Source organism: Trinickia camelliae (assembly GCF_053525655.1).
On record NZ_JBCHAA010000022.1, the window covers coordinates 110,603 to 135,667 of the forward strand.

Annotated in this window: 18 protein-coding genes; 6 read left to right on the plus strand and 12 right to left on the minus strand. The window is 63.0% G+C overall.

Annotated elements, in window-relative coordinates:
• Positions 1-33: 33 nt before the first annotated feature.
• Complete coding sequence (locus AAHK20_RS29655) at positions 34-3,441, plus strand: alpha/beta fold hydrolase (RefSeq protein WP_449185063.1); 3,408 nt, start codon at positions 34-36, stop codon at positions 3,439-3,441.
• A 23-nt stretch (positions 3,442-3,464) separates the two neighbouring features.
• Here the strand turns inward: AAHK20_RS29655 and AAHK20_RS29660 are convergent, their stop codons facing one another.
• The gene (locus AAHK20_RS29660) at positions 3,465-4,421 is read right to left on the minus strand and encodes a tyrosine-protein phosphatase (RefSeq protein WP_449185064.1); all 957 of its coding nucleotides are present in this window, start codon (positions 4,419-4,421) and stop codon (positions 3,465-3,467) included.
• A 548-nt stretch (positions 4,422-4,969) separates the two neighbouring features.
• On the opposite strand from AAHK20_RS29660, the gene flhD reads away from it, so the two are divergent.
• Both flhD and flhC read left to right on the plus strand, forming a co-directional pair.
• On the plus strand, positions 4,970-5,290 hold the full coding sequence (gene flhD / locus AAHK20_RS29665) for a flagellar transcriptional regulator FlhD (protein ID WP_206995490.1): 321 nt from the start codon (positions 4,970-4,972) through the stop codon (positions 5,288-5,290).
• Positions 5,291-5,300: 10 nt separating this feature from the next.
• Positions 5,301-5,972 (plus strand): flagellar transcriptional regulator FlhC, encoded by a 672-nt coding sequence (gene flhC, locus AAHK20_RS29670; RefSeq protein WP_449185065.1) that lies wholly within the window; start codon positions 5,301-5,303, stop codon positions 5,970-5,972.
• An 83-nt stretch (positions 5,973-6,055) separates the two neighbouring features.
• On the opposite strand, the gene AAHK20_RS29675 is transcribed toward flhC, so the two are convergent.
• The 4 genes from AAHK20_RS29675 to AAHK20_RS29690 form a co-directional block, all read right to left on the minus strand.
• On the minus strand, positions 6,056-7,264 hold the full coding sequence (locus AAHK20_RS29675) for an acyl-CoA dehydrogenase family protein (RefSeq protein WP_449185066.1): 1,209 nt from the start codon (positions 7,262-7,264) through the stop codon (positions 6,056-6,058).
• Entirely contained in the window at positions 7,261-8,103 is an 843-nt protein-coding gene (locus tag AAHK20_RS29680; protein ID WP_449185067.1) for a hypothetical protein, read from the minus strand. The genes AAHK20_RS29675 and AAHK20_RS29680 overlap by 4 nt, the downstream gene beginning before the upstream one ends.
• Before the next feature lie 12 nt (positions 8,104-8,115).
• Positions 8,116-9,522 (minus strand): LLM class flavin-dependent oxidoreductase, encoded by a 1,407-nt coding sequence (locus tag AAHK20_RS29685; protein ID WP_449185068.1) that lies wholly within the window; start codon positions 9,520-9,522, stop codon positions 8,116-8,118.
• Positions 9,523-9,682: 160 nt separating this feature from the next.
• Entirely contained in the window at positions 9,683-10,312 is a 630-nt protein-coding gene (locus AAHK20_RS29690) for a TetR/AcrR family transcriptional regulator (protein ID WP_449185089.1), read from the minus strand.
• A gap of 103 nt (positions 10,313-10,415) precedes the next feature.
• Here AAHK20_RS29690 and AAHK20_RS29695 point away from each other — a divergent pair, with 103 nt between their 5' ends.
• The gene (locus AAHK20_RS29695; RefSeq protein WP_449185069.1) at positions 10,416-11,657 is read left to right on the plus strand and encodes a glycosyltransferase; all 1,242 of its coding nucleotides are present in this window, start codon (positions 10,416-10,418) and stop codon (positions 11,655-11,657) included.
• 129 nt (positions 11,658-11,786) lie between these two features.
• Here AAHK20_RS29695 and AAHK20_RS29700 read toward each other — a convergent pair whose 3' ends face one another.
• The 4 genes from AAHK20_RS29700 to AAHK20_RS29715 all read right to left on the minus strand — a co-directional run bounded on the left by AAHK20_RS29700 (position 11,787) and on the right by AAHK20_RS29715 (position 18,740).
• The gene (locus AAHK20_RS29700) at positions 11,787-13,331 is read right to left on the minus strand and encodes an efflux transporter outer membrane subunit (protein WP_449185070.1); all 1,545 of its coding nucleotides are present in this window, start codon (positions 13,329-13,331) and stop codon (positions 11,787-11,789) included.
• 11 nt (positions 13,332-13,342) lie between these two features.
• Positions 13,343-16,525, minus strand: coding sequence for an efflux RND transporter permease subunit (locus AAHK20_RS29705; RefSeq protein WP_449185071.1), 3,183 nt, complete (start codon positions 16,523-16,525; stop codon positions 13,343-13,345).
• A gap of 74 nt (positions 16,526-16,599) precedes the next feature.
• Positions 16,600-17,847: an efflux RND transporter periplasmic adaptor subunit gene (locus AAHK20_RS29710; protein ID WP_449185072.1), complete on the minus strand. Its 1,248-nt coding sequence runs from the start codon at positions 17,845-17,847 to the stop codon at positions 16,600-16,602.
• A 50-nt stretch (positions 17,848-17,897) separates the two neighbouring features.
• Positions 17,898-18,740 (minus strand): alpha/beta hydrolase, encoded by an 843-nt coding sequence (locus AAHK20_RS29715; protein ID WP_449185090.1) that lies wholly within the window; start codon positions 18,738-18,740, stop codon positions 17,898-17,900.
• A 170-nt stretch (positions 18,741-18,910) separates the two neighbouring features.
• Here AAHK20_RS29715 and AAHK20_RS29720 point away from each other — a divergent pair, with 170 nt between their 5' ends.
• Together AAHK20_RS29720 and AAHK20_RS29725 are read left to right on the plus strand one after the other, a co-directional pair.
• Positions 18,911-19,915 (plus strand): LysR family transcriptional regulator, encoded by a 1,005-nt coding sequence (locus tag AAHK20_RS29720; protein ID WP_449185073.1) that lies wholly within the window; start codon positions 18,911-18,913, stop codon positions 19,913-19,915.
• A gap of 241 nt (positions 19,916-20,156) precedes the next feature.
• Positions 20,157-20,456 carry a DUF4148 domain-containing protein gene (locus tag AAHK20_RS29725; protein WP_449185074.1) on the plus strand — a complete coding sequence of 100 codons (300 nt, stop codon included), beginning with the start codon at positions 20,157-20,159 and terminating at the stop codon, positions 20,454-20,456.
• A 216-nt stretch (positions 20,457-20,672) separates the two neighbouring features.
• On the opposite strand, the gene AAHK20_RS29730 is transcribed toward AAHK20_RS29725, so the two are convergent.
• The 3 genes from AAHK20_RS29730 to AAHK20_RS29740 form a co-directional block, all read right to left on the minus strand.
• The gene (locus AAHK20_RS29730; protein ID WP_449185075.1) at positions 20,673-21,731 is read right to left on the minus strand and encodes a purine-nucleoside phosphorylase; all 1,059 of its coding nucleotides are present in this window, start codon (positions 21,729-21,731) and stop codon (positions 20,673-20,675) included.
• Between the two features lie 108 nt (positions 21,732-21,839).
• Positions 21,840-22,259: a hypothetical protein gene (locus tag AAHK20_RS29735; RefSeq protein ID WP_449185076.1), complete on the minus strand. Its 420-nt coding sequence runs from the start codon at positions 22,257-22,259 to the stop codon at positions 21,840-21,842.
• A 72-nt stretch (positions 22,260-22,331) separates the two neighbouring features.
• Entirely contained in the window at positions 22,332-24,794 is a 2,463-nt protein-coding gene (locus AAHK20_RS29740; protein ID WP_449185077.1) for a mechanosensitive ion channel domain-containing protein, read from the minus strand.
• Positions 24,795-25,065: the final 271 nt, after the last annotated feature.

Consider the following 25,065-nt stretch of genomic DNA (forward strand, 5'->3'; position numbering starts at 1 on the left):
CCTCTTCTTCCAATTAGCTAGCGAGGTGGCCGCATGAACCGCCTGTCGAGACCTATGGAGGCGTTGGAGCCGCACTACGACGTGATCGTCGTCGGCTCCGGCTATGGCGGCGCCATCGCCGCAAGCCGCATGGCGCGCGCACGGCGCCGCGTCTGCGTGCTCGAACGCGGGCGCGAATTCATGGCGGGCGACTATCCGGTGCATGCCGCGCAGGGCGCCGGCGAGGTCCAGTACAACCTCGACGCCAGGCGGCTCGGCTCGGCGCTCGCGTTGATCGAAGTGCACGTGAACGCGGAAGTCAACGCGGTGGTCGGCTGCGGACTCGGCGGCACCTCGCTGATCAACGCGAACGTCGCGCTGCATCCTGACGCGCGCCTTTGGGACGATCCGCGCTGGCCTGCGGCGCTGCGCGCCGATCAAGGCGGCATCGAAGCCGGCTATGCCCGCGCGCTGGCGATGCTCAACCCGCAGCCGTGGCCCGCCGATTTCCCACGCTTGCCCAAGCTCGACGCGCTCGGGCGGTCGGCGCAAGCGCTTGACATGAGCGCGTCGTTCTACCGGCCGCCGATCACCGTCACGTTCAAGGACGGCCTCAATGCGGCGGGCGTCGAGCAAAGCGCCTGCATCGGCTGCGGCAACTGCAATTCCGGCTGCAACTACGGCGCGAAGAACTCGACGCACATGAACTATCTGCCGGATGCGGTCGCGCACGGCGCGCAGATCTTCACGCAAGCTGCCGTGGATTCGGTCGAATGGGACAAAGCAGCGCAGCAGTGGCGCGTCTACTACGAGTGGGTCGATATCGGCCGGGAGATTTTCGACGGCGCCGATTTGTTCACGACGGCGGACCACGTGATCCTTTCGGCGGGCACGCTCGGCTCCACGGCGATCCTGTTGCGCTCGCGCGAGAAGCGCGGCCTCAGGCTATCGAATCAGTTGGGCGAGCATTTCACCGGTAACGGCGACGTGCTCGCCTTCGCGTTCAATACCAACCATGAAATCAACGGCGTGGGCTGGGAGACGGCCGAAGAAGCCAGGCGCGCGCCGGTCGGCCCCGTGATCACCGGCATCATCGATCATCGCGACACCAAAGACGTGATGGACGGCTTCGTCGTCGAAGAAGGCTCGCTCGCCGCGCCGATCGGCACGGCGATGCTGGGCGTGCTCGGCATCGCCGCGCCCGCGGAGGGTGTCGCGGAGCCGGAGGACGCAGCCTTGGACGGCGCCGAGGAAAACGACACGCTCGACGCCGTCGCGCGCGAAGCGCTCTCGGCATTGCGCGGCCCGCACTACGGCGCGATGCGCAACACGCAAACGTACCTCGTGATGGCCCACGACGACGCTGCCGGGCAAATCGTGCTGCAAGAAGATCGCCCGCGTATCGCGTGGCCTGGCGCGAGCGAGCAGCCGATCTACCGCACGATCAACGACACGCTCGAAGACGCGACACGCGCGCTCGGCGGCACCTTCGTCAACGATCCGCTCGATACGCCGCTCTTCAAGGACCGCCTCGTCACGGTGCATCCGCTGGGCGGCTGCGCGATGGCGGACGATGCCGGACATGGCGTTGTCGATCACGCGGGCCGCGTGTTCAGCGGCGCGGAAGGCGTCGACGTGCATCGCGGCCTCTACGTGATGGACGGCGCGGTCATCCCGTTGTCGCTCGGCGTGAATCCGCTGTTGACGATTTCGGCCCTGGCCGAACGCAATTGCGTGCAACTGGCTGCAGCCAACGGCTGGGCGATTGATTTCACAACCGGCGATACGCGCGCCGATGCCGCTGCGCCACCTGCCGAGCGCATCGGTCTGCGCTTCACGGAAACGATGGTCGGGTCATATACACCCGCCGCCCCTGACGACGCCGAATCGAGTCCGATGAGCTTCACGCTCACCGTCGACTCCGGCGACCTTCCAGCCATGCTCGCGAACCCGCAGCACGAAGCGCCGATGGTGGGCACGCTGACGTGCGCGGCGCTATCGAGCGAACCGATGACGATCGCTAACGGGCGCTTCAACCTGTTCGTCACCGACCCGGCGCATGTCGATCAGCGCTACATGGTCTACCGTATGACGCTCGTCGCGGCCGAGGACAAGCGCTATGACTTCGTCGGCCGCAAGATCATCACGTTCAGCTCGCCGCTCGAACTGTGGAAGCAGACGAACACGCTTTACGCGGAAGTGCATGAATCCGCTGACGACGGCGCGCGTTTGCTGGGCAAAGCCACGCTCATCATCACGGCCGGCAATTCGCTCAAGCAGCAAACGACGCTCGGCGTCACCAACGCGCCGACACTCGAAATGCGCCTGGCGTGGACCCTGCGTTTCGGCAAGTTCTTCGCCGACGTGCTGTTCACCGAGTACGGCGGCATTGCAGCGCCGCTGCAATTCGCGGACGCCGACGTACGTCCGCGCGAGCGTCGCCGTTTAAATGCACCTGCGCCGGATACCCATTACTTGCGCACTCAAGACGGCAAGACGCTGCGCCTCACACGCTATCGCGCCGGAAACAAGGGACCGTTGCTGCTGATTCATGGTTCGGGCGTATCGAGCGGCATCTTCACGACGGACATGATCGACACCAATCTGGTCGAGCATCTGTGCGCGGACGGCTACGACGTCTGGCTCGTCGATCTGCGCGTGAGCATCGCGCTGCCGAGCGCGGCCGAGCCAACGACTGCCGACGCGATCGCCGCCTACGACATCCCCGCCGCCGTGACAAAGGTCTGCGAGTTGAGCGGCGCTGATTCGATCCACGTCATCGGCCATTGCCTAGGCGCAGTGACGCTGACGATGTCGCTATTGAGCGGCCTCACGCGCGTAAGTTCGGCCGTGATGTCGCAAGTGTCCGCGCATTTGATTCCCGAACCGCTGCAGCGCGTGAAGGCCGGCTTGCATGTGCCGGAGATGCTCGGTCACTTGGGCATCACCGACTTGACCGCGCTAACCCGGCACGCGAGCTGGCCAGCGAACCTGCTCGATGAAGCACTGCGTCTGTATCCGGTGGAAGAAGGCTGCCGCAGCGCGGTCTGTCATCGCGCGACGTTCATGTACGGGCAAGTCTACGAGCACGAGCAGCTCAATGAGGTGTTGCACGAAAACCTGCAGGAGCTGTTCGGCGTGCATGACATGCGTCTGTTCGAACATCTCGCCGCGATGGTGCGAGCGGGGCATGTCGTGAGAGCGGACGGCGAGGATGTCTATCTGCGCGATTTGAGCTGCTTGAATCTGCCGATCACGTTCGTCCATGGCGCGCTCAATCGCTGCTATCTGCCGGAAAGCACGCTAAAGACCTTCGATCTGCTCAAGGGCGCCTACCCCGATCAGCGCTACGAGCACGTGCTCATCGACGGGTACGGCCATATCGACTGCATCTTCGGGCGCGATGCGGCCACGCACGTGTATCCCGCGATTACGCGGCATCTGGCGGTCCACGCCAGGTAGTGGCTTAGTGCGTCGAGAAGCGATCAAACGACGAGGCGGGCACGTAGCGCATCGATGGTCGATTGCGCGAGACCGAGCCCTTGCGTGAGATAGCCCGGCATGGTCCCGTAGCTCTGCTGCACCTGATCAAAACCGGCTTGCAGGTAGCTCGATTGCGCGCTGAAGAGCGGCATCGCATTCGCGGCGGCATCGTCGCCGCTTTGCTGGCGAATGGCATCGACGCGGGCCTGGATCGACGCCGTCGAATAGGTGTTGGTCAGCAGGTAGTCGGCCACGATCACATCGAGCGGCACATTGGCGATGCTCAGCAGCAAAGCCGCCGCCCACCCCGCGCGGTCCTTGCCCGCCGTGCTGTGAAAAATCTGCGCGCCGGTTCCGCTCGCGAGATCCATGAGCAGCGCGCCGTACGCAGCCCGTTCGACATCCGAGGTCACGAAGTTGCGGTTCAGGGTTTGCATCAACGCCACCGCTTCGGCCGCGCTCGCGGGCGCAGGCGTCACGATGTCGTTCGTGCCATCGATATTGATGGCTGCATAAGCCGCGCCCGCGGGCGGGACGTCAGGCGTGCGGGCGGCTTCTCCCGGCGTGCGCAAGTCGTACACCGCCGCGATGCCCAAGGTGCCGAGCGTCGCCTTGTCGGCGTCCGACAGCGTCAGCACGCTCGATCGATAGAACGCGCCGCGTTTGACTCGCCGGCCGTCGGCCGTGGGATAGCCGTCCGGCGCGCCGCCCACGTCGCGGAAATTGTCGACGGACGCCAGACGCGGCGTCGCGTCCGCATCGGTGTCGAAATCGCCACCGCCGCACGCCGTCAGCAGCGAACTGCCGAAAGCCGGCAGCAGCACCATTCCCGCAGCGCGCTTCAGGAACGCGCGACGCCGCGTGTCCGCCGCCTCTCCTACGGCCTCTTCGGCATAGACCGACGGCGCGCAGACGCGCGCGCGCATCGAACGCGGACGGTCATTCGCTGGGAAATCCATGCGGGCTATGGGTTCGAGGGGGTCGAGGCATCGTGGTCGGGGCGGGAAACGCGTACCAATCCGGCGCGCAAATGTAACGACGGCGCGTCGAGTCGGCCAACCGCAACTGTAACGACGATTCGCGTCACAAGTAGGGCTTGGTAGGAATAGGTAAGGATAAAAAAGGATTGACTAAAACCCGCTCGGTAAAACCCGCCAAACGCGCGCTTTAATCTTTCAAATACATTTCCAGTTGTATTTAACTGGTATTGTGATTTTGGTGCTGCATTGCGAAAAACTGACGAATTTCGGTCAATTTTTCCTGTTACAGAAATGTGAAATTGTTACCGAAATACGCGGTTAACTTTTTTGAGACATTTAATTGGAAACGGATTGATTTCCCCAAATGGCCTGCATACAATGCGTCTCACCAGGTTGTTACAAGTTGTAACACCCTGTATCAAAGATACACAAAGGAAGAGCAAACGTTAGCGCTCGACCGGGGGCATAAATACACGGTATAAATTACCGGGCAAATATAGATATCGGGGCTTCGGGAAAACTGAGAAATGGACCGTAGCAGCGAGACGCTGGATTCTATCCGCGAAATTAATCTGTCGTACATCATGCTCGCTCAGCGCATGCTGCGCGAGGATAAGCCGGTCGGGATGTTCCGCCTGGGCCTATCGTCGGAATTGGCCGACTTGCTTGCCAGTCTGTCGCTCGCGCAGATCGTCAAGCTGGCCTCTTCCGACCAGCTTCTCTGCTTCTTCCGTTTTAACGACCACTCGATGTTGTCGGCGCTCACGCAATCCGCGAAGAATGCGGATGTCGCTCCGACTCACGCTGCCATCCTGCTTGCTGGCCAACGGGCCGAACAGTTCGCATAAGGAGCCGGTCGTGTCGACGAAGAAGAGTCTTTCGGAAGACGCACAAGAAGTCTTCCGCGCCATCGCTCTGATCGAGCTTGGCGCACGCATGCAAGTGCTCGAGAGCGAACTGACGCTGTCGCGCGACCGTATGATCCGGCTGTACCGCGAGGTCAAGGGCGTATCGCCGCCGAAAGGCATGCTGCCCTTCTCGGCCGACTGGTACATGACCTGGCTCGCGAACATCCACGCATCGCTCTTCTATAACACTTACCTGTTCCTGAAGAACGAAGCGCGCTGCTCGCATCTCGATGCGCTCACGAAGGGCTATCGTCTCTATCTCGAGCATTGCAAGCACAGCGGCGCGGAAGCCGTGCTCGACCTGACGCGCGCCTGGACGCTCGTGCGCTTCTTCGACGCCAACCTGCTCCAGCTCACGCGCTGCTGCCGTTGCAGCGGCAAGTTCGTCGCGCACAAGCACGATTTGCAGCACAACGTGGTGTGCGGCGCATGCCAGCCGCCGTCGCGCGCCGGCAAGACGAAGAAGGCTGCCGCGGCCAAGGAAGCGGCTGAGCTGATCGAAATTCCGGCCATCGTTGCGCCGGTGACTGAGGACGACACGGCAACCGTCGTACCGCTGCCGATCGCTGCGCAAATGCAGTCTATGCCGCTACAACACGGGGCGGTGGCTTGCGCTGCTTGAGACGTACAAGCACGCACAAGCTGCCTTAATCGACGCTCGCCTAACCGGATCGTGTTCAGGCGAGCGTCGACTCACTTTCCCGTTCACATATACAACGACGCCTCCGGCAACGCGCCAGTCAGCGCATAGCGGCCGACCGCCCGCACGCGATAGTCGAGCGGATCGTGCAGCGTATGCGTGCGCGCATTGCGCCAGAAGCGATCGCGCGCAAGCGACGCATCGGTGGCGCGCGCGCCGCATGCGTCGAATAGTTGTTCGCTGACTTCAAGCGCGGCGCGATGCGCATGTATCTTCGCAACGGAAACCTCGAGCGCGACTTCACCGCGCTCGCCTTCGGTCAACGACTCCCCCTTCTCCCAGGCTCCTTGCAACGCTTGCGCGGCGCGCGCCGCCAACGCATCGGCGCTCGTCGCCATCAGATGCATCTCGCCGAAGCGTTGGATCAGGTACGGGTCCTCAACGGCGCTCTCGACGCCCGCGCCGATCCACGGGCGGCCGTGCTGCAACACGTAGTCGCGCGCCTCTTCCAAAGCCCCTTGCGCAATGCCGACAAACACATGCGTCAGCACGAGCTGCGAGACCAGGGTGCGCAGCGTGGCGCGCGGCGTCGGTGCGGCCTCCGAGCGGTGCAAGACTTCGTTGGCCGCTATGAGCACTTCATCGAAGGAGACGCCGCCGCTATCGGTCTGACGCTGGCCAATCGGATCCCAGTCGTCGTGCACAGTGATGCCGTGACGCGCGGTCGGCACGACGGCGAATATGGGCTTGCCCGTTTCCGGATCATGAGCGGACACGGTCATCATCTGCGAGCCGCGCGTGCCTGAACAAAATCGCTTCTTGCCCGACAGACGATAGCCGCCGTCGGCCGTTGCCTGCGCCGCGAGCCGCGTATCGAGCGGATTCACTGCATTGCCCCACCACCAGCGCTCCTCGGCCGTGCCGCGCAAATAGCGCTCACGTTGCGCGCCTTTGCCCCAAACTGCGACGCTCACCACTTGCAGGCACTGAAAACCGACGAGATGCGCGAGCGCGCTATCGACACGCGCGATATCGCGAATCGTCGCGTAGATGGCGGGCCACGTTGCGCCCTGCCCGCCATATTCGCGCGGCACGGCCAGCGTCAACAGGCCGGCGTCCCTGATCCAGCGCTTCTCCTGCGCTGCGTGGCCGCCATCGCGATCGCGCTGCGCCGCCGTCGCGCGCAGTGCGTCGATCAGGCTCGCGAGTGCGCGATTCGATCCGGTATGCGGTATACCAAATGCATCATGCAAGGGCGTTCTCGGGTCGTTCATGCGAGCTGCGCCGCCGGCACGCTCGACAACGGCACGAGCGAAGCCAACTCGTCGGAATCGCGACCGATAAGGCGCGCCAGGATCTCGCGCCGCCAATCGTCATAGATCGCGCGATACGCTGTGATGTCCGCGCCGAATACTAGCGCCGTATGCTCGTATTCGGTATGCAAGTAAGGATCGAGGCGGCGTTGCGTTTCTTCGTCGGCGGCGATGACGCGCTCGATCAATGCCTCGCGCTCCGCGCCCTGCACCGATGCAAGCCGCGCTTGCCACCATTGGACGATCTGCACGCGATGCCACTCCTCGTCCGGCCGGATGCGATTTTCGCCGTGCTCTCGCATCGCACCGTCGGCAACGCGTCCGGTTTTGCGCTGTATCCACAGCTTCGCGAGAATATGCAGTTCGTAGTGCCACTGAAACGCGAGAAAGCCCGCGAGGTCGCGCAGCGGCAAATCGCCGAGCCGCTCCCAATGCGCGCTCACGTGGCGCTCGATGTCCGGCAGCGGATCAATGCGCGTCAACGCGATGATGCGCTCGCGCGCAAGCACGGCATGCGCGCCGTCGTCGCCGAGCTGACGCGAGAGGATCAGCTGGAAATGCGGGTCGTCCTTGAACAGCGTGTCGATCGCGCGCGCCACCACCTGCACGATGAAGAGATCATGCGAGGCCATGCGCGTGTAGTAATCGCAGACCGCGTCGACTTCGCTATCGATTGCCGGCTCGCGCGGCGGCACGGCGAGCTTGTCGGGGAAATCCGGCACGTGGCGTCGCGCGACTTCCAGAAACAGCTTTTCTTCGAATGCCGCGTTCCATGGCGGCGTGCTGTGGCTCAACGTCATGGTCGAAGGTCCTTACACGTGTGCAGTCAAAGGCTCGGCGTCGTGCGCGCGCCGCCGGTGCTGCGCGCCCGCGTGCACGCCGGCCAAGCGCGCACGGCCGGCGCCGAACAGCTTTTCGCGCAGCGTCGGCACGTTCTCGTAGTCTTCCTTGTACGCGCCTCGGTTCTGCAGTTCGGGTACGACAAGATCCACAAAGTCCTCGAACGATTCCGGCATCACCGTGCGCGTCAGGTTGAATCCGTCGATGCCGGTCTCGTCGATCCAAGCGATCAACGCATCGGCGACTTGGGAAGGGGAACCGACAATCGGCTGATAGCGGCCGCCTAGCGGCATCTGTTCAAGCACACGGCGCACCGTCCACGCACCGCTCGTGCTCTTCTTCGAAATCGCTTCGACCGCGGACTGGATCGAATCGGTCTTCACATACGGAATCGGTTCGTCGAGTTCGTACTTCGAGAAGTCAATCCCCGTGGAGCTCGCGAAATGGGCCAGGCCCGCTTCCGCGCTCGCATAGCGCCGATACTCTTCGAACTTGTCCCGCGCGGCGCGCTCGGTCTCGCCCACCACGACCGAAACGCCCGCGAAAATCTTGATGTCGTCGGCTGCGCGCCCGAAGCTGACCGCGCGAGCGCGAATATCGTCGACGACTGAACGCGTCAACGCCTTAGTCTGGCCGCCGACGAACACGCATTCGGCGTGCCGCGCCGCGAATTCGACACCGCGCGCCGACGACCCCGCCTGATACAACACGGGCGTGCGCTGCGGCGACGGCTCGCTCAAATGAATCGCATCGATCGAGTAGTACGGGCCCGCGTGCTTCACGCGATGCACGCTTCCCGGTTGCGTGTAGACGCGCGCCGCGCGGTCGCGCACCACGGCATCGTCGTCCCAGCTTTGCTCCCATAGCTTGTAGACGACGTCCATATAGTCTTCCGCGCGATCGTAGCGATCGTCGTGTCCGATCTGCTGCGCGAGCCCCATGCCGCGCGCGGCACTGTCGAGGTAGCCGGTCACGATGTTCCAGCCGATGCGCCCTTTCGTCAGGTGATCGAGGGTCGACATGCGGCGCGCGAACAGATAGGGCGGCTCGTAGGTCAGGTTCGACGTCACGCCGAAGCCGAGATGGCGCGTGACCTGGGCCATGGCCGGCACGAGCAGCATCGGATCGTTGACCGGCACCTGCACCGATTCGCGCAGCGCGGCGTCAGGGCCGCCTTCGTAGATGTCGTACACGCCGACGATATCGGCGAGAAAGATGCCGTCGAACTTGCCGCGCTCGAGCGTCTGCGCGAGATTCGTCCAGTAGTCGAGATCGGTGTAGTGCGCGGAGCGGTCGCGAGGGTGCGTCCAAAGGCCATGGTTGATATGGCCGACGCAATTCATGTTGAACGCGTTGAGCAGGATCTTCTTCGTTGCCATCGCCGGGCCGCTATAGAGAACTAGCCGCCGATGATAGAAGCCGTGCCTACGATGGTCTACGAAGCGATTTTCGAATGGAAATCGCGGATTGCGATATGGGCCCGAAGGCTTCGGATCAACCGAGTCAATTGCCGCGTTCGCGGCCCGCTGCGCTGTTCTTTTACTTCGATTTCGTCTTCCCTCCCGCTCCCTCGACGAACAGCTTGATCACCGCGCGGAATTCTTCCCGAAGAGAAAGACTCGGCATGTTCAGCCAACGCAGCAACGCCGCGAGGTACAAATGATGAAACCACGCGGCGAGCTGGTCTGCCTGAAAGCCCTTGCTCAACTCCCCGGCTTGCTGGCCCGCCGCGATCAGCTGCTGCCAGGTGACGGCGATATCGCTTCCGCTGGCCCGAACGTTATCGGCTTCGTCCACACCGATGCTCAGGAAACGATGCCGAAGATAGGCCATCAGATAAACCGGATGCGTTTCGCACCAGTCAGCCGACGCATTCAATATGCACGAAACCCTGGATACGAAGGTCTTACGCCTCGCCACGTCTCGTTGCAGATGCGCGAGGTCGCGTGCGAGTTCGGCGTCGATCCAGTGGGCGAGCACAGCCTCCTTGGTAGCGAAGTGGTTGTACAAGGTCCGCTTGGCGACGTCGGCCTCGGCGGCGATCTGCTCCATCGTCACCGGCTCGTAGCCCTGTGCTTCGAACAGACGCGCAGCGGTGTTCGCCAGATGCTCCAGCATTTGCAAGCGCTTGCGGCTTCGGCGGCCGAGTTCTTCGAAGGTAGGTTCCATGGCGATGATCTGTAGCAAAACATGAAATGCACGACTTGCATTAGTATACGACGTATACTTTTTTACTTCCACCGGCGGCGGCCATGCGCCAAGGGATCGAAACATGAAAATTGCGGTCGTGACTTACGGCACCGAAGGCGACGCGCGTCCGCTGGCGGCGCTGTGCCGGGCGCTCATGGATGCCGGGCATGAAACGCGCCTCCTCGCCGATGCCGCGACGCTGAGCTCGGCCGTCTCGCTCGGCGTGCCGTCAACGGCGCTGGCGGGCAATATCCGCGAGGCGCTGTCAAACACCGTCAACATTCATGGCGGTTTCAACAACACCTCAAAGGCGCTCGCGGAGATCGCGAACGCCAACACCGCGGCGTGGATGAGGGAAGCCGCCGACGTCTCGGACGGATGCGACATCATCATCGCGTCGGGGTTAGCGGCCTTTGCCGGCTTGTCGGTCGCCGAATATCGCGGCATCCGGGCGATCGGCACGGGCTTGTTTCCGATTACGCCGACGGCCGCTTTCCCTTCGCCCTTTCTACCGCCGGGCATGATCCCGCGCTGGGCAAATCGGTTAAGCCACCGGTTCATCATCGCCATGCTGTGGCAAGCGTTTCGGAAATCGACCAACGCGGCGCGCAAGAACGTCTTGGGCCTGCCTGCGCGAAAAACCGTCTGGAGCGAGCATCCCATGCTCTATGGCATTTCGCCGAGCCTCTTGCCTGAACCGGCTGACTGGCCGAAACACGCCCGCGTGTGCGGCCAATGGGGCCTCGCGACTCCCGACTGGGCGCCATCTCCGGCGCTGGCCGATTTTCTGGCTGCCGGAGATCCACCTATCTACGCGGGATTCGGCAGCATGGCGGGCTTTGATGGACGGCAGTTGATGGAGGCTATCGTCAAAGCGATTGCAGGAAGGCGGGCACTGTTCTATCCCGGGTGGAGCGGAGCAGATACATCGCAATTGCCCAGAAACTTCTTCGTCGTCGATGAAACCCCGCATCAGTGGCTGTTTCCGAGGACGTCCCTCGTCATTCATCACGGCGGTTCGGGCACGACTCATTCGGTTGCGAAAGCAGGGGTGCCGTCGGTCGTCATTCCGTTCGCGGGAGACCAGCCCTTTTGGGCGGATCGGCTTCAGCGTTTGGGAATCGCTGGAAAGCCGGTAGACGGTAAGCGGATTCAGAGCGAAGCGCTTAAACAAGGCATTGCGTTTGCAGAGCGCGAAGACGTGAGAAGCCGCGCTGTGCAAGTGAGCATGGCGATGGCGCGCGAAGATGGCTTGAGTCAGGCCGTCGAAATCATCGAAAACTTGACGGCAAACACCGCGCACGCGCGAACTGAACCCGCGTGACGTTGCCGACGCGTTAGGCCCAAACCGCAGTGAGTTTGGGACGCGCGGATGGTGAACATCGAAATTTGGACTGCAGGGCTGGAGCGCCGGCCGCTAGAAGAAGCCGCCGCTCCAGCCCATGCTGTACGTCTACTGCTTCGCGACCTGCTGCGTAGCCGTATCAACCGATCCCACGTCCGTCGGCTTGACATCCCCCCAACCGCCGCCCAGCGCGCGAATCAAATTGACCGTCGCCACCGCCTGCGCGCCGTTGAGCTGGCTCGCCTGAACCTGCGAGACCAGCACCGTGCGCTCGCCGTCGAGCACGTTGAGATAGTCGACCTCGCCTTCCTTGTACTGCGTGTCCGACAGATGCGACGCGCGCTCCGAGGCCGCGACCGCCTCGCCCTGCTGGTGGATCTGATCGTCGAGCAATCGCAGATCGGAGAGGTTGTCTTCGACTTCGCGGAACGCGATCAGCACCTGCTGGCGATACTGCGCGACGTTCTCGTCGTACTGCGCATTGGCTTGCTGGACCCCTGCCTTGCGCTTTCCACCGTCAAAGAGCGGCATCGTCAACGCGGTTCCAGCCAACGGCCCGAGCAGGAACGCACGGCTCGACCACTTGAACAAATCGCCCAAGGTCGCCGACTCGAACCCGAATGCACCCGTGATATCAAGCTGCGGGAAATAAGCGGACTTCGCGAGACCGATACGCGCATTCGCCGCCTGCATCGCACGTTCCGCCGCCGCGACATCGGGGCGGCGCTCGAGCAGTGCTGACGGCAAGCCGGGCGGCACGCGCGCCGTCACCGGATCGAGCGGCGTCTCCGGGAACGAGAAATCGGCCGGCGCCTTGCCGAGCAGAATCGCGAGGCTATGCTCCGACGCCGCGCGCTGCCGCGCGATGCCGACCGCATCCGCACGCGCGGTCGCGAGCGAGTTCCTCGCCTGCGCGACGTCGAGCTCGCTGATATCGCCTTCCTTGAAGCGCCGCTCGACGAGTTGCAAGCCGTCTTCACGCAAGGCGACCGTGCGGCGATACAAGTCTTGCTCCGTATCCAGCTCGCGCAGCGAGAAGTAATTCGCCGCGACATCCGCTTGCAGCGAGAGCTGCACCGAACGGAACAGCGCTTCGCTTTGCTGCGCGTCGGCGCGCGACGCCGCCACGTTCGAGCTCACGCGGCCGAACAAGTCCGCCTCGTACGAGACGCTCGTCTGCGCGCGCCATAGCGTCGTTGACACGCCGCTGGTGTTCTGCGGCAGGAATTGCGAAGCCGGAGACGCATGTTCACGCGTCGGCCCGAAGCCGGCATCGACTTCCGGGAACCATGCGGAGCGAGCCGATGCGAGCAGCGCGCGTGATTGCTGTACGCGTGCGGCCGCTGCCTTCAAATCCTGGTTGGCGGTCTGCGCCTGCTCTTCCAGATCGTTGAGCTTCGCGTCGCCGAAGATCGTCCACCATTGCCCGCGATGCGCGGCATCGGCCGGCTCGGCGACCTTCCAGGTTCCTTCGCCTTGCGCATTGACGACCGGCGCTTCCTTGAACGCCGCCGGCGCCTGAACGTCGGGCCGTTCGTACTTTGGCCCCACCGCGCAGGCCGCGAGCAAACTGAGCATCAATCCGCTCAAGAGCGCCCCGCGCGCCATGCGCGTCCAGGCAAAACCCGCGGCAACTGAATCAAATCGTTTCATTGTTTTTTTCCTCACTCCGCAGCCGCCACGCCGACATGCGGCGAATCCTTCTGTGCGACGTGGATCTTGCCGCCAGCCAGCGTGCGCAGCACCACGTAGAACACCGGCGTCAGCATCAAGCCGAACAGCGTCACGCCGAGCATCCCGAAGAACACGGCTATGCCCATCGCGTGCCGCATCTCCGAACCCGCGCCCGACGACAGCACCAGCGGCACCACGCCCATGATGAATGCGATCGACGTCATCAGAATCGGGCGCAGCCGCAGACGGCTCGCTTCGATTGCCGCCGCAAGCGGCGTGCGTCCATCGTGTTCGAGCTCACGCGCGAACTCCACAATCAGAATCGCGTTCTTCGAGGCGAGCCCCACCAGCACCATCAAGCCGATCTGCGTGAAGATGTTGTTGTCGCCTTGCGTGAGCCACACGCCCGCCAGCGCGGACAGCACGCTCATCGGCACGATCAGGATCACCGCGAGCGGCAGCGTCAGGCTTTCATACAGCGCCGCGAGCACGAGGAACACGAGCAGCACGCTGATCGGGAACACCCAGATCGCCGAGTTGCCGGCCAGCACCTGCTGATACGTCAAATCGGTCCACTCGAACTTCACGCCGCGCGGCAGCGTTTCGTGCGCGATCCGCTCGATCGCCGCCTGCGCCTGGCCCGACGAAAAGCCGGGCGCCGGGCCGCCGTTCACGTCCGCCGCCGTGTAGCCGTTGTAGCGCACCACCATCTCCGGGCCGAACGTCGGCGTCACCTTCACGAGCGACGACAGCGGCACCATGTCACCGGAGGCGTTGCGCGCCTTGAGGCTCAAGATGTCATCCGGGTGGGCGCGGAACGGCGCATCCGCTTGCACGCGCACCTGATACACGCGGCCGAAGCGGTTGAAGTCGTTCACGTACAGCGAGCCGAGATAGGTCTGCAGCGTGTCGAATACGTCCGTCACCGGCACGCCGAGTTGCTTCGCCTTCACGCGGTCGAGATCGACGTTCAACTGCGGCACGTTGATCTGATAGCTCGTGAAGAGCGACCCCAGTTCCGGCGCCGATTGCGCGCGCTTGATGAACGCCTGCGTCGCGTCGTCGAGCTGCGCGTAACCGAGTGCGCCGCGGTCTTCGATCTGCAGCTTGAAGCCGCCGAGCGTACCGAGGCCGAGCACCGGCGGCGGCGGGAACACGGCGATGAACGCGTCCTTCATGCCGCCATACTGCTGATTGAGCGCACCCGCAATCGCGCCTGCCGACAGCGCCTTGCCCTTGCGCTCGTCGAACGGCTTGAGCGTGACGAACACGATGCCCGCGCTCGAGCTGTTCGTGAAGCCGTTCACCGACAAGCCCGGGAATGCCACCGCGCTTTCGACGCCCGGCTGCTTGAGCGCCACGGCGCCCATGTCGCGAATCACTTTCTCGGTGCGGTCGAGCGATGCGCCGTTAGGCAGCTGCGCGAACGCGATCAGATACTCCTTGTCCTGCGCGGGCACGAAACCACCGGGCACGATGTGGGTCACGAATACCGTCCCGCCGAGCAGCACGGCGTAGATGCCGAGCATCGCCCCCTTGCGGCCCAGCACGCCGCGCACGCCCTTGCCGTATGCGCCCGAACCGCGATGGAACACCTTGTTGAAGCGCGCGAAGAAACCGCCGAACACTTTGTTCATCGCCCGCGTGAGCCAGTCTTCAGGCGCATCGTGGCCACGCAACAGCAAGGCGGACAATGCCGGCGAAAGCGTCAGCGAGTTGAACGCGGAGATCACCGTGGAGATCGCGATGGTCATCGCAAACTGCTTGTAGAACTCGCCCGTCAGGCCGCTCATGAACGCAAGCGGAACGAACACGGCCACGAGCGTCAGCGCGATCGCGATGATCGGCCCGCTCACTTCGCGCATCGCCTTATAGGTCGCCTCCCGCGCGCTCAAGCCCTCTGAGATGTTGCGCTCGACGTTCTCGACCACCACGATCGCATCGTCGACCACAATCCCGATCGCGAGCACCATCCCGAACAGCGATAGCGCGTTGATCGAGAAGCCGAAGCCAAGCAACAGCGAAAACGTACCGATGATCGACACCGGCACCGCGACGAGCGGAATGATCGAGGCACGCCAAGTTTGCAGAAACACGATCACGACGATCACGACGAGCGCAATCGCTTCGAGCAGCGTGTGAATCACCGCGTGGATGCTCGAACGCACGAACTGCGTCGGGTCATAGACGATCTTGTAGTCGACGCCCGTCGGGAAGTCCTGCTTCAAGTCCTTCATCGCCTCGCGCACTTGATCCGAGATCTGCAGCGAGTTCGCGCCCGGTTGCTGGTTGATCGCGAGCGCCACCGCCGGCTTGTTGTCGAGCAGCGAACGCAGGCCGTATTCCGACGCGGCCAGCTCGACGCGCGCGACATCGCGCAGATACGTCACGCCGCCATCGGGCGAGGTCTTCAGGATGATGTCTCGAAACTGCTCTTCCGTTTGCAGACGTCCGCGTGCATTCACCGACAGTTGCAGCGGCACGTCCGGACCGGACGGCGAGCCGCCGATCACACCGGCCGCCACCTGCACGTTCTGTTCGCGGATTGCGTTGACCACGTCGGTCGCCGTCATGTTGTGCTCGGCCACCTTCTGCGGATCGAGCCAGACACGCATCGCGTAGTCGCCCGAGCCCCACAGCTGCACTTCGCCCACGCCGGCAATCCGCTCGAGACGATCCTTCACGTTGATCAGCGCGTAGTTGCGCAGATACGTCATGTCGTAGCGGTTGTCCGGCGAGATCAAGTGCACGACCATCGTCAGCGTCGGCGAGCTCTTGATCGTCGTGACGCCGAGACGCTGCACGTCGTCGGGCAGGCGCGGCAGCGCTTGCGACACGCGGTTCTGCACGAGCTGCTGCGCCTTGTCCGGGTCGGTGCCGAGCTTGAACGTGACCGTCAGCGTGAGGTTGCCGTCGCTATTCGCTTGCGACTGCATGTACAGCATGTTCTCGACGCCGTTGATCTGCTCTTCGAGCGGCGAAGCCACCGTCTCGGCAATCACCTTCGGGTTCGCGCCCGGATACTGCGCGTGCACCACGACCGAAGGCGGCACGACCTCGGGATACTCCGAGATCGGCAACTGGAACAGCGAAATCACGCCGGCCAGCAAGATCAGAACCGACAGCACCCCTGCAAAGATCGGTCGATCGATAAAGAATTTGGATATGTTCATGAGTGACTCTGAATGTTTGAGCGCTAAACAGATTCACGGTGCATGGCCTTGGCCCGCACCGTGAAGCCTGACGCTCAAGAGTTCGTCTCTTTCGATGCCGCGCGTTGCGCGATCGGCGCGGCCTTCGCACCGTTCGACGCATTCGCGTTCGCGTCTGCGGCGTTCGGATCGCTGTCGTCCGTCATCGGCACCATATGCACGCGCACTTCCGCACCCGGACGCACACGCTGCAAGCCGTTGACGACGATCCGGTCGCCCGCCTTCAGGCCCGCGGTGATCACGCGCAAGTTGCCCTGCTGCTGGCCGAGCGTGACCTCGCGATACGACACGTGGCCGCTTGCGTCGACTGTCAGCACGTACTTCTTGTCCTGATCGGTGCCGATCGCCACGTCGTCCACCAGCAGCGCCTCATGCGGCGCACCGCCGCCTACCTTGATCCGCGCGTAGAGGCCCGGCACGAGCGCGCCGTCGGCGTTGTCGAAGCGCGCACGCACACGGATCGTGCCCGACGACGTATCGAGCCGGTTGTCGACCGACGCGATCGTGCCGCTGCGCGAGTAGCCGGTTTCGTTGGCGAGGCCGAGCTGGACGGGCACGTCGTGGCCGTTTCTCGCGTTGCCGATGTATTGCAGATACGTTTGCTCGTCGACGTCGAACGAGGCGTAGATCGGCGAGACGGACACGAGCGTCGTCAGCGCCGGCGAGCTTGCGCCAGCAGAGACGATGTTGCCGAGCGTGATCTCGGCGCGCGACACGCGGCCCGCTACCGGCGCGACGATCTTGGTATAGCCGAGATTGATCTGCGCGGTTTCGAGCGCGGCTTGCGCGGCCTTCAGGTTCGCGGCCGCTTCGCGCGCGTCGTTCTGCTTCTGGTCGTAGTCGCGCTTGGCGATGGCGTTATCACTGATCAGGCGCTGCGCGCGCTCCCAATCGGTCTGCGTGTAGCCGACGCGTGCCTGAGCGGCGGCGACTTGCGCTGCCGTGCGATCGACTTCGGCCTGGTACGGACGCGGGTCGATCACGAACAGCACGTCGCCTTTCTTGACGAGCGAGCCGTCCTTGAAATTCACGGAGACGATCGTGCCCGATACGAGCGGCCGGATCTCGACGCGATCGATCGCTTCCATCCGGCCGGAATACGATTGCCAGTCGGTGACGGTGCGATTCAGAACGTTGGCGACATCGACTTCCGGCGCCGTGGGCGCCGCGTGAGCCGGTGCGCTGGCATTCACGCGGATCGCGCCGAACGTGCCCAGTGCGGCTATGACGAGCGTTGCGGTAACGGCTATGGCAATGCGTGAGCGAGTAAAACGCTGAGACATAATTACCTCCGGTTTTTTAAATTTTGGCGAAAGGAATCTTTAGCGAGCATTTAGCGAAGTGCACGCGGATCAAGGCGGCACTGAAAAAATCGGACGACTTCCTGCAAGGCAGGCGTGTGCTGAGCCAGCGCGGCGTGCGAGACGCTGGGAAAACGAATGACCTGAGTTAACACTCCAGCTCCGATTAAATTCCCTGCGTACTTCTCCGCCTCGACGTGCAGCACGTCGTTTTGCGCGGTCACGATCAGCGTGCCCGGCAAGCCCGCCAGCCGCGATGCTTCGAGCGGCGCCGCATAGGGATGGATGCGCTGCGCCGCTTGCGGCAGGTACGCGCGATAGCACGCCGCGCATTCGCTGGCGGTGATGTCGGACGACAAGCGCGCGGCATCGCCGAGGCGCGTCAAGCTCGGATCGAGCATCGGGCCGAGCAGCGCCTGGGCCCGCACGATGACGTCGCCGCGATCGCGCGCCATGAACGCGAGGCAGTTCGCGATCTGCCCGCCCGCGTCATGCCCGGCCACGCCAATCCGCTTCGGATTGCCGCCGTAAGTCCGCGCCTTGCTTTCGATCCAGCGCGCCGCGCGGTAGGCGTCTTCGGGCGCCGCCGGAAACGGATGTTTCGGCGCGAGCGAATAATCGACGGAAACGACGAGCGCCGTTAATTGCTCCGATAAATACCGTGCTTCAAAATCGGCTTCATCGAGCGAACCGCGTACAAAACCGCCGCCATGAAAATAAAGCACTATTGGCAGCGCGGTTTTATTTGCCGGGCGATAAAGGCGCAGCGTAATGTGTTTCTCGTACCCCGGTATCTGCACATCGGTGACCGTCAACGTCCGCCCCACGGACGTGAAGGGCGGAACGAACGGATTACGGGTATCGAGAGCTTCCATAGCCAAAAGCGCAAAGCGCGACAGTTCACAATGGCCCGAATTGTGGGTTCGGCAAGCTCGCGAATAAATGCCTATAATCCGGCAACACAATTCGGTGCGCCCAAACAATCGATCACATCTGTCTGCCTGCGGGCACTCGGATGGGGCAAGCCATTCCGCTGGAGGTTGCGATGGACCGGCTTCAGGCCATGCAAGTGTTCACTCGTGTCGTCGACACGAATAGCTTCACCAAAGCCGCGGAAACGCTGGACCTCCCGCGCGCATCGGTCACCACGATTATTCAGAATCTCGAGGCGTTCCTCGGCGTGCGCCTGATGCATCGCACGACGCGCCGCTTGAGCCTCACGCCCGACGGCGCCGCTTACTACGAGCGCTGCGTGCGCATTCTCGCGGATGTCGAAGAGACCGAAACGTCGCTCCAAAACGGCAATAAGAAACCGCACGGCAAGCTGCGCATCGATATGCCGGGCTCGATCGGCCGAACTCTCGTGATTCCGGCGCTGTGCGAATTTCATACGAAGTATCCCGACATCGATTTGCAGCTCGGCTTATCGGACCGGCCTGTCGACTTGCTGCAAGAAGGCGTCGATTGCGTGATTCGGGTGGGCGCTTTGCAGGATTCGTCGCTGGTCGCCCGCCGCATCGGCTTGTTCGAAGGCGTGACGTGCGCGGCGCCGAGCTATCTCGAGCGGATGGGCGAGCCGACGACGCTCGATGATTTGAGCCAGCATCGCGCGGTAAATTATTTTTCGAGCCGTACTGGGCGCGTGATCGATTGGTCGTTCCTCGTCGACGGCAAGGAAGTCGAAGTCAAGATGAACGGGTTGGTCTCCGTCAACGATGCCGACGCGTACTTGACCTGCGCGCTCGAAGGCTTCGGCCTGATCCAGCTGGCCCGCTTCATGGTGTTGCCGCATTTGCGCACCGGCGATCTGAAGGAGGTGCTGCTCGACTGGAAACCGCTGCCGATGCCGATTTCGGTTGTGTATCCGCATAGCCGGCACTTGTCGCCGAAAGTGCGGGTATTCGTCGACTGGATCGCCGAGGTGTTCGACCGCTGCCCGTTGCTGAGCGGCCGGGAAAGCCTCGAAAAGACCTGCAGCAAGAGGACGTTCGAAGAACTGGAAAAAGCGCCGGCGCTCGATACGCCTGTGATTTCCGAATGGCTCGCGTGAGCGGGCTGTCTTGTGCTGTTGCGCGTCTTTAGTGCGTTGCCGGGCTTCAACGTGCTAAAGACGGGCTCTTAATCCCGCGATTCACATAAGGTCTTCCAGCAGCGAACGCATTGTTCGCCTTCGGCAAAAAAACATTTCGCCGATTTCCCATTTATCGGAACGCCCGCCCTCCCCTACATTTCAGCCTGTCGCGGCGCTGATCGTCAGCGCACAAATCGTATCGATAGACAGGAGTCTCACCATGAAGCGCCAACTGATTGCTGGTCTTGCACTTTCGCTGCTGGCCAGCACGGCGGCATTCGCTCAAGGCGGCGGCATCGGACACGCCGGTTCGTATAACGACTACTCGTGGGTCGGCACGAGCACGAAGACGCGCGCGGAAGTGAAGAGCGAAGTCGTGCAAGCGGAGCGCGACGGCTCGCTGCCGTCGATGAGCAAACAGAGCTATCCGAACCTGAGCCTGCAAGGACAAACGCAAGCGGAACGCGTCGTGCTGCAGGAAAACGGCGACTCGCTGCGTCTTGCGCGCGCTGGGCGCTAAGCGAATGGATTGCGAGCGTGTCGCGCGGCATCGCTAAACGCCGCGCGGCGCGCAGCTTCAAGACGATACGTCGATTGAAGCCTTAGCAACGGATCAAGGAGCCCATCATGTTCAACACACTGCCTTCGGAACTCGATCATTGGAATACCGACACACCCGTGTGGACGCCGTTCCGGCCGAATCAACACTGACGCTTTCGCTTACGCGAGCGAATGCTTAGCGCTGGGGCACGCCATCACGCCAATCCCCCCAATGCGTCGCGATGTCCTGCACGAGCGGATTCCCTGCGCGATACAGGTTCTCGACGGCCGGCGTAAAGCCGCCTTGGGCGGCGTAGTTGAGCAGATTGTCCGCGCTGGTTTGTCCCGTGTAAGGGCGATCGAAGTCCGAACCCGCGCGCAGCGCGGCAACGCGCTTCAAATCGACACGGTTAGCGCTCGCCGCACGCGTGAGCGCTTCATACGTTGCGTTGTCTTCCTGCTGCGTCGTGCAATACACGCCCTTGCCATCCGTGAGGATCTTGGTCCAATCGCGGGCGCGCTGGCCTAGCAACGTGCCCGACCACCAGTTGTCGCTGGCGAGCGTGTCGCATTGAATCACCGACGGCGGCTGATTCGCAGGCGCATAGCGATACTTGGCGCGCGCGACCTGCGCTTCCTTGCTGTCGGAAAGCGCGACGCTGTGCGATAGCGCAAAAGCCGTATCGGCGAGCTGCGGGTTGAGCTGGAACACTTCGCTGCGATAGTCGAGCGGCGGCTTGTCGTTGGGGTTCTTGGTATTGATGCCGAGGTAGCCGGTCTTCCAGCCGCGCGGAATCTCTCGCCCATCAAGCTCCCATTGAATGCCGAAGTCCACCAGGTACTTCGCCCACGCCGCCGAGCCGAGCGTGCCCTGCGCCGGATCGATGCCGGCGATGCCCGCGACGAGGAAATACGTCTTGCGCAAGTCGAAGCGCGGCGAGAACGCCATGGCCATCGTCGACGCCGCCGCATTCGCGTGGCCCATGCCCGTCGTCATCACGCAGATGTCTTGCTGGTTGCAGTGAACGTTGGGATAGTCAGGAGAGAGCCCCGCGACGGGAATCGATTCCCAAGGGCCCAGATGATTTAGCCACACTTGCCCTTCGGGCTCGAACATCGAAATGATCATCACCTTCACGGGGCGGCCGGAAGGCACCGCGTCGGCAAAGCTGCCGTTGTCTTGCGGAGCTTTCGAAGTGGTGGCACAGGCAGCGAGCGTTAGCGCGGCGAGCGAGACGAGGGAGCGAGTCAGCATGGGCGTTTCCTTTTCTTATTGACGACAGGTCTACGGGCACTCTCGTGCCCGCTCATGCAAAAACAATCCGTTGACGGCCTACCTACTTATTGAGGCACAAAGGTATCGTCATTCGAGCTTCCGGGCACTGCATTCTAGCCGCTGATCCTGCTGCTCCGGCTCATCCTCTTTCCTTTGCTCGAAAGCCTTCTTGCTCGCATATCCGACCAGTTGCCAGTAGTCGGGATACGCGGGATCGAACTTCACGGAAATATAAGGGAATTTGCAGGCGGCATTCAGATGCTTAAGGCGATAGGAGGCAATGGGGGCTTTGTCTTCCAGGTCCTGCTCTAAGACGTCATAAGTCGTCGCCATGCAGGTGCTATAAGGCGTCTTCCATTCGATCGTCTTGCTTGTCAGCGTGAGCCGCCCTGAGCACGAACGGCCTTGGCCGGAAAAGATACCGGTCAGTGTCGTTGCCTCCGCGTGCACGGCAGTCAAGAGACAAAAAAGATTGACGGCATGAACATATCGATTCAGACGAGGCATTGCACATCCGTTTTCTTCAAAGCCGGTTTCCTCGGATACACGAGCTTGCAGTCCATATCTTGGCGCGCAGCGCTAAGCCTTGCGCGACTGCTGCTGCACTGACTTGACCGAAGCCGACTCCGCCTCCTGGGTCGGCTTCGCCTTTAGATCGGCAGCCTCCGCTTGCCCAATCACCCCTTCCCCCACCAGCACGTTCCGCTGCGGATTTGCGATCTCGATCCCCTTCTCCTTAAACCGCTGCGCAATCAGCAAATTGAATTCGCGCTGCACGGCCCAGCGCTTCGTATCGCGGCATTGCACCTGGCCGCTCATCGTCACCAACGCGCCATCGACCTTATCGACGCCCCAATAAGCGAAGTCGGACAAGATCCCGTCCTTGAAGCGCTCGTCCTCGCGCAGCGCGGCCCCGATCTCCTTGAGCGTCGCGACAGCAAGATCGATGTCCTGGCCGTAGACGATGCTCACCGAAACCGCCGCATTGCCGATGCCGCGATTCGTGTTGTTGACGGTCGACACCGAACTGAACGGAACGGTATAGAGCGAACCGTCGCCACCGCGCAAGCGCACGGTGCGGATCGACAAATACTCGACCGTGCCCGACACGCCCGCGAGCGTCACCCAGTCGCCCACCTGCAGTGCGTTTTCCATCAGCAGGAAGATCCCCGTGATGAAGTCCTGCACGAGCTTTTGCGAACCGAAGCCGAGCGCGACGCCAAAAATGCTTGCGCCCGCAAGCAACGGCGCCGTGTTCACGCCGAGCTCGCTCAAGCCCGTCAGCACCACCACCAGCGCGATCACGATGAAGACGACCGCGCGCAGCATCGGCACCAGCGTGCGCAGCCGTGTCGCGCGCACGAGATCGCCATCGGCGGTCCAGACGTCGAGCCGGTGTTCGAGCGCGATGTTGATCGACTCCCACGCGACGAGCGCGATGATCGCCGCGACCGCGATCGTCGTGAACGCCGACGCGAGCTTCGAGCCGATGGTGCCGCCCGCCAGCGTATGCCACACGTGGATGCCCCACGCGGCAAGCAGGAGGTTGGCCATCACGAGCAAGATGATCGCCGACGCGATACGGCGCAGCAGCGGGTAATAGCGATACGCGTGCTGAAACGCGATCGACCCCGTCTCGCCCTCTTTGAGCTTGAAAATACGGCCGAGCACGCCGAACGTCACCATCGCGACCAGCCGCGCGCCGATCAGCACGAGCACCGAAAGGCCGCCGCGATGCAACAGCACGCGATAGCCGTTGTGTACATCGAGCGCCCATACAAACCAAAGCGCCATTACGAAGAACACCGCAAGGCCTGCCCATACGTCGGCGAGCCAATTGCCGACGATGAGCAGCGAGCGATCCTTGTTCATGGACTTGCGAATCCAGCGCGCGACCGGACGGCGGCATTGCAGGATCAGGATCGAGATCATCACGTGGCCGATCAGCGTGACGACCTTCACGATCGCCAAGTGCGCCTCGGGTGCGAGACCGAGCGGCAGCGGTACCGCGGCGACACCCGCGCCCACGCCGAGCACGGTGACGAGCCGGACGACCCAGCGCTGCGCGAACTGCGCCCACGGGTCCGACAGCCTCAATAGACGCAGCCTCGGTGTTTGCGGCGCGAAGAAGAACTCACCCGCAAGCGCGATCGCGCGGCATATCGCGAAGATTTGGATCAGCGAGTCGAGCACGCGCTCGCCGGGACTGCCTTCGTCGGTGAGCGCGGACATCAGCGCAATCGCGACGACGATGAACACCACGAGCGGCACGGCCTTGAGCACGATGCGCAAGAGCGCGATCGGCAAGCGTTGCAGCACGGTCCAATGGTGCCCCGCCTTCGCCGCATTGCGTGCGATGCGTGCCGCGGCGGTGTCCGTCGCACGCAGGGCGGCGCCGGATGCCGCAACTGCCGCTGCCGACGCAGGCGGAATGGCTTGCGCTTCCGTTGCGGCCGCATGCCGCCGCGCCACACGCATCGCTTCTTCCTCGATTTCGATCTTGCGCCCTACCAGCGCCTGCACGCGCTTCTTGAACACATAGTGCGTCAGCGCCGCAAGCAAGCCCGCCGGGATCAGCGTGCCAAGAACCACCCATGCGAGATGCCACAGCAACGCAACGTCCTGCGGACTCGACATTTGTTCGCGCCACCACGCGCGCACCGATTGCGTATCGAGCAAGGCCGCCGTCGAGCGCCCGAGCGCGCCGCCGACCACGTGCACGCCCCCCACCACCTGACGCGATAGCTGCGATGCGAGACCGTTCGCCTTGAACGCGGACGCCAATGTGCCCGACGCCGCGCTCGCGGCACTCGGCGCCGATGCCGCCGCGGAAGCGGGAACCGCCGCCGAGGCCGGCGGCGCAGCGAGCGCGCCTGCCGCGGCGATCGCTCGCAGGGTGTCCTCGATCTGCACGCGGCGCGTTGGATCGTTGAGCACTTCGAGCGCGCGGCGCGCCTCATCGGGCGTCAGCGCGACGGTCGAGGGATTCGAGGCGGGAACGGCCGCGGGCGTCGCGGCACCGGATGGAGTAGCGACACCCAAGGTCGCTAACAACAGGAATAGAAAAACGAGAAGTGTTTTGCGCATAGAACGGAAAGAGAGGCACGCAACGGATTCACTGAGATGCGGCGGAGGCTGCGGCATGCATGCTCCTGCGCTGAGCAATGCGCGTGCCACGGTGCAAAATTATCTCGGCAATGCGAGACCTCGACCGCCGGCGGCGTCATGCGTGCCCGGTCAGCCCGGGCACGCCAGTCCACGAATAGCGGCTCTGTGAGAGCCGCTATTATCGGCAATTCGCCGGAATCGTGTC

Bases quoted from the DNA above. Each gene is read 5' to 3' on its own strand.
- AAHK20_RS29675 (WP_449185066.1), bottom strand. From the start codon at position 7,264: ATGAACGACCCGAGAACGCCCTTGCATGATGCATTTGGTATACCGCAT.
- AAHK20_RS29685 (WP_449185068.1), bottom strand. From the start codon at position 9,522: ATGGCAACGAAGAAGATCCTGCTCAACGCGTTCAACATGAATTGCGTC.
- AAHK20_RS29710 (WP_449185072.1), bottom strand. From the start codon at position 17,847: ATGTCTCAGCGTTTTACTCGCTCACGCATTGCCATAGCCGTTACCGCA.
- AAHK20_RS29700 (WP_449185070.1), bottom strand. From the start codon at position 13,331: ATGAAACGATTTGATTCAGTTGCCGCGGGTTTTGCCTGGACGCGCATG.
- AAHK20_RS29660 (WP_449185064.1), bottom strand. From the start codon at position 4,421: ATGGATTTCCCAGCGAATGACCGTCCGCGTTCGATGCGCGCGCGCGTC.
- AAHK20_RS29735 (WP_449185076.1), bottom strand. From the start codon at position 22,259: ATGCCTCGTCTGAATCGATATGTTCATGCCGTCAATCTTTTTTGTCTC.
- AAHK20_RS29695 (WP_449185069.1), top strand. From the start codon at position 10,416: ATGAAAATTGCGGTCGTGACTTACGGCACCGAAGGCGACGCGCGTCCG.
- AAHK20_RS29725 (WP_449185074.1), top strand. From the start codon at position 20,157: ATGAAGCGCCAACTGATTGCTGGTCTTGCACTTTCGCTGCTGGCCAGC.
- AAHK20_RS29655 (WP_449185063.1), top strand. From the start codon at position 34: ATGAACCGCCTGTCGAGACCTATGGAGGCGTTGGAGCCGCACTACGAC.
- flhD (WP_206995490.1), top strand. From the start codon at position 4,970: ATGGACCGTAGCAGCGAGACGCTGGATTCTATCCGCGAAATTAATCTG.
- AAHK20_RS29720 (WP_449185073.1), top strand. From the start codon at position 18,911: ATGGACCGGCTTCAGGCCATGCAAGTGTTCACTCGTGTCGTCGACACG.
- AAHK20_RS29730 (WP_449185075.1), bottom strand. From the start codon at position 21,731: ATGCTGACTCGCTCCCTCGTCTCGCTCGCCGCGCTAACGCTCGCTGCC.
- AAHK20_RS29715 (WP_449185090.1), bottom strand. From the start codon at position 18,740: ATGGAAGCTCTCGATACCCGTAATCCGTTCGTTCCGCCCTTCACGTCC.
- AAHK20_RS29690 (WP_449185089.1), bottom strand. From the start codon at position 10,312: ATGGAACCTACCTTCGAAGAACTCGGCCGCCGAAGCCGCAAGCGCTTG.
- AAHK20_RS29680 (WP_449185067.1), bottom strand. From the start codon at position 8,103: ATGACGTTGAGCCACAGCACGCCGCCATGGAACGCGGCATTCGAAGAA.
- AAHK20_RS29705 (WP_449185071.1), bottom strand. From the start codon at position 16,525: ATGAACATATCCAAATTCTTTATCGATCGACCGATCTTTGCAGGGGTG.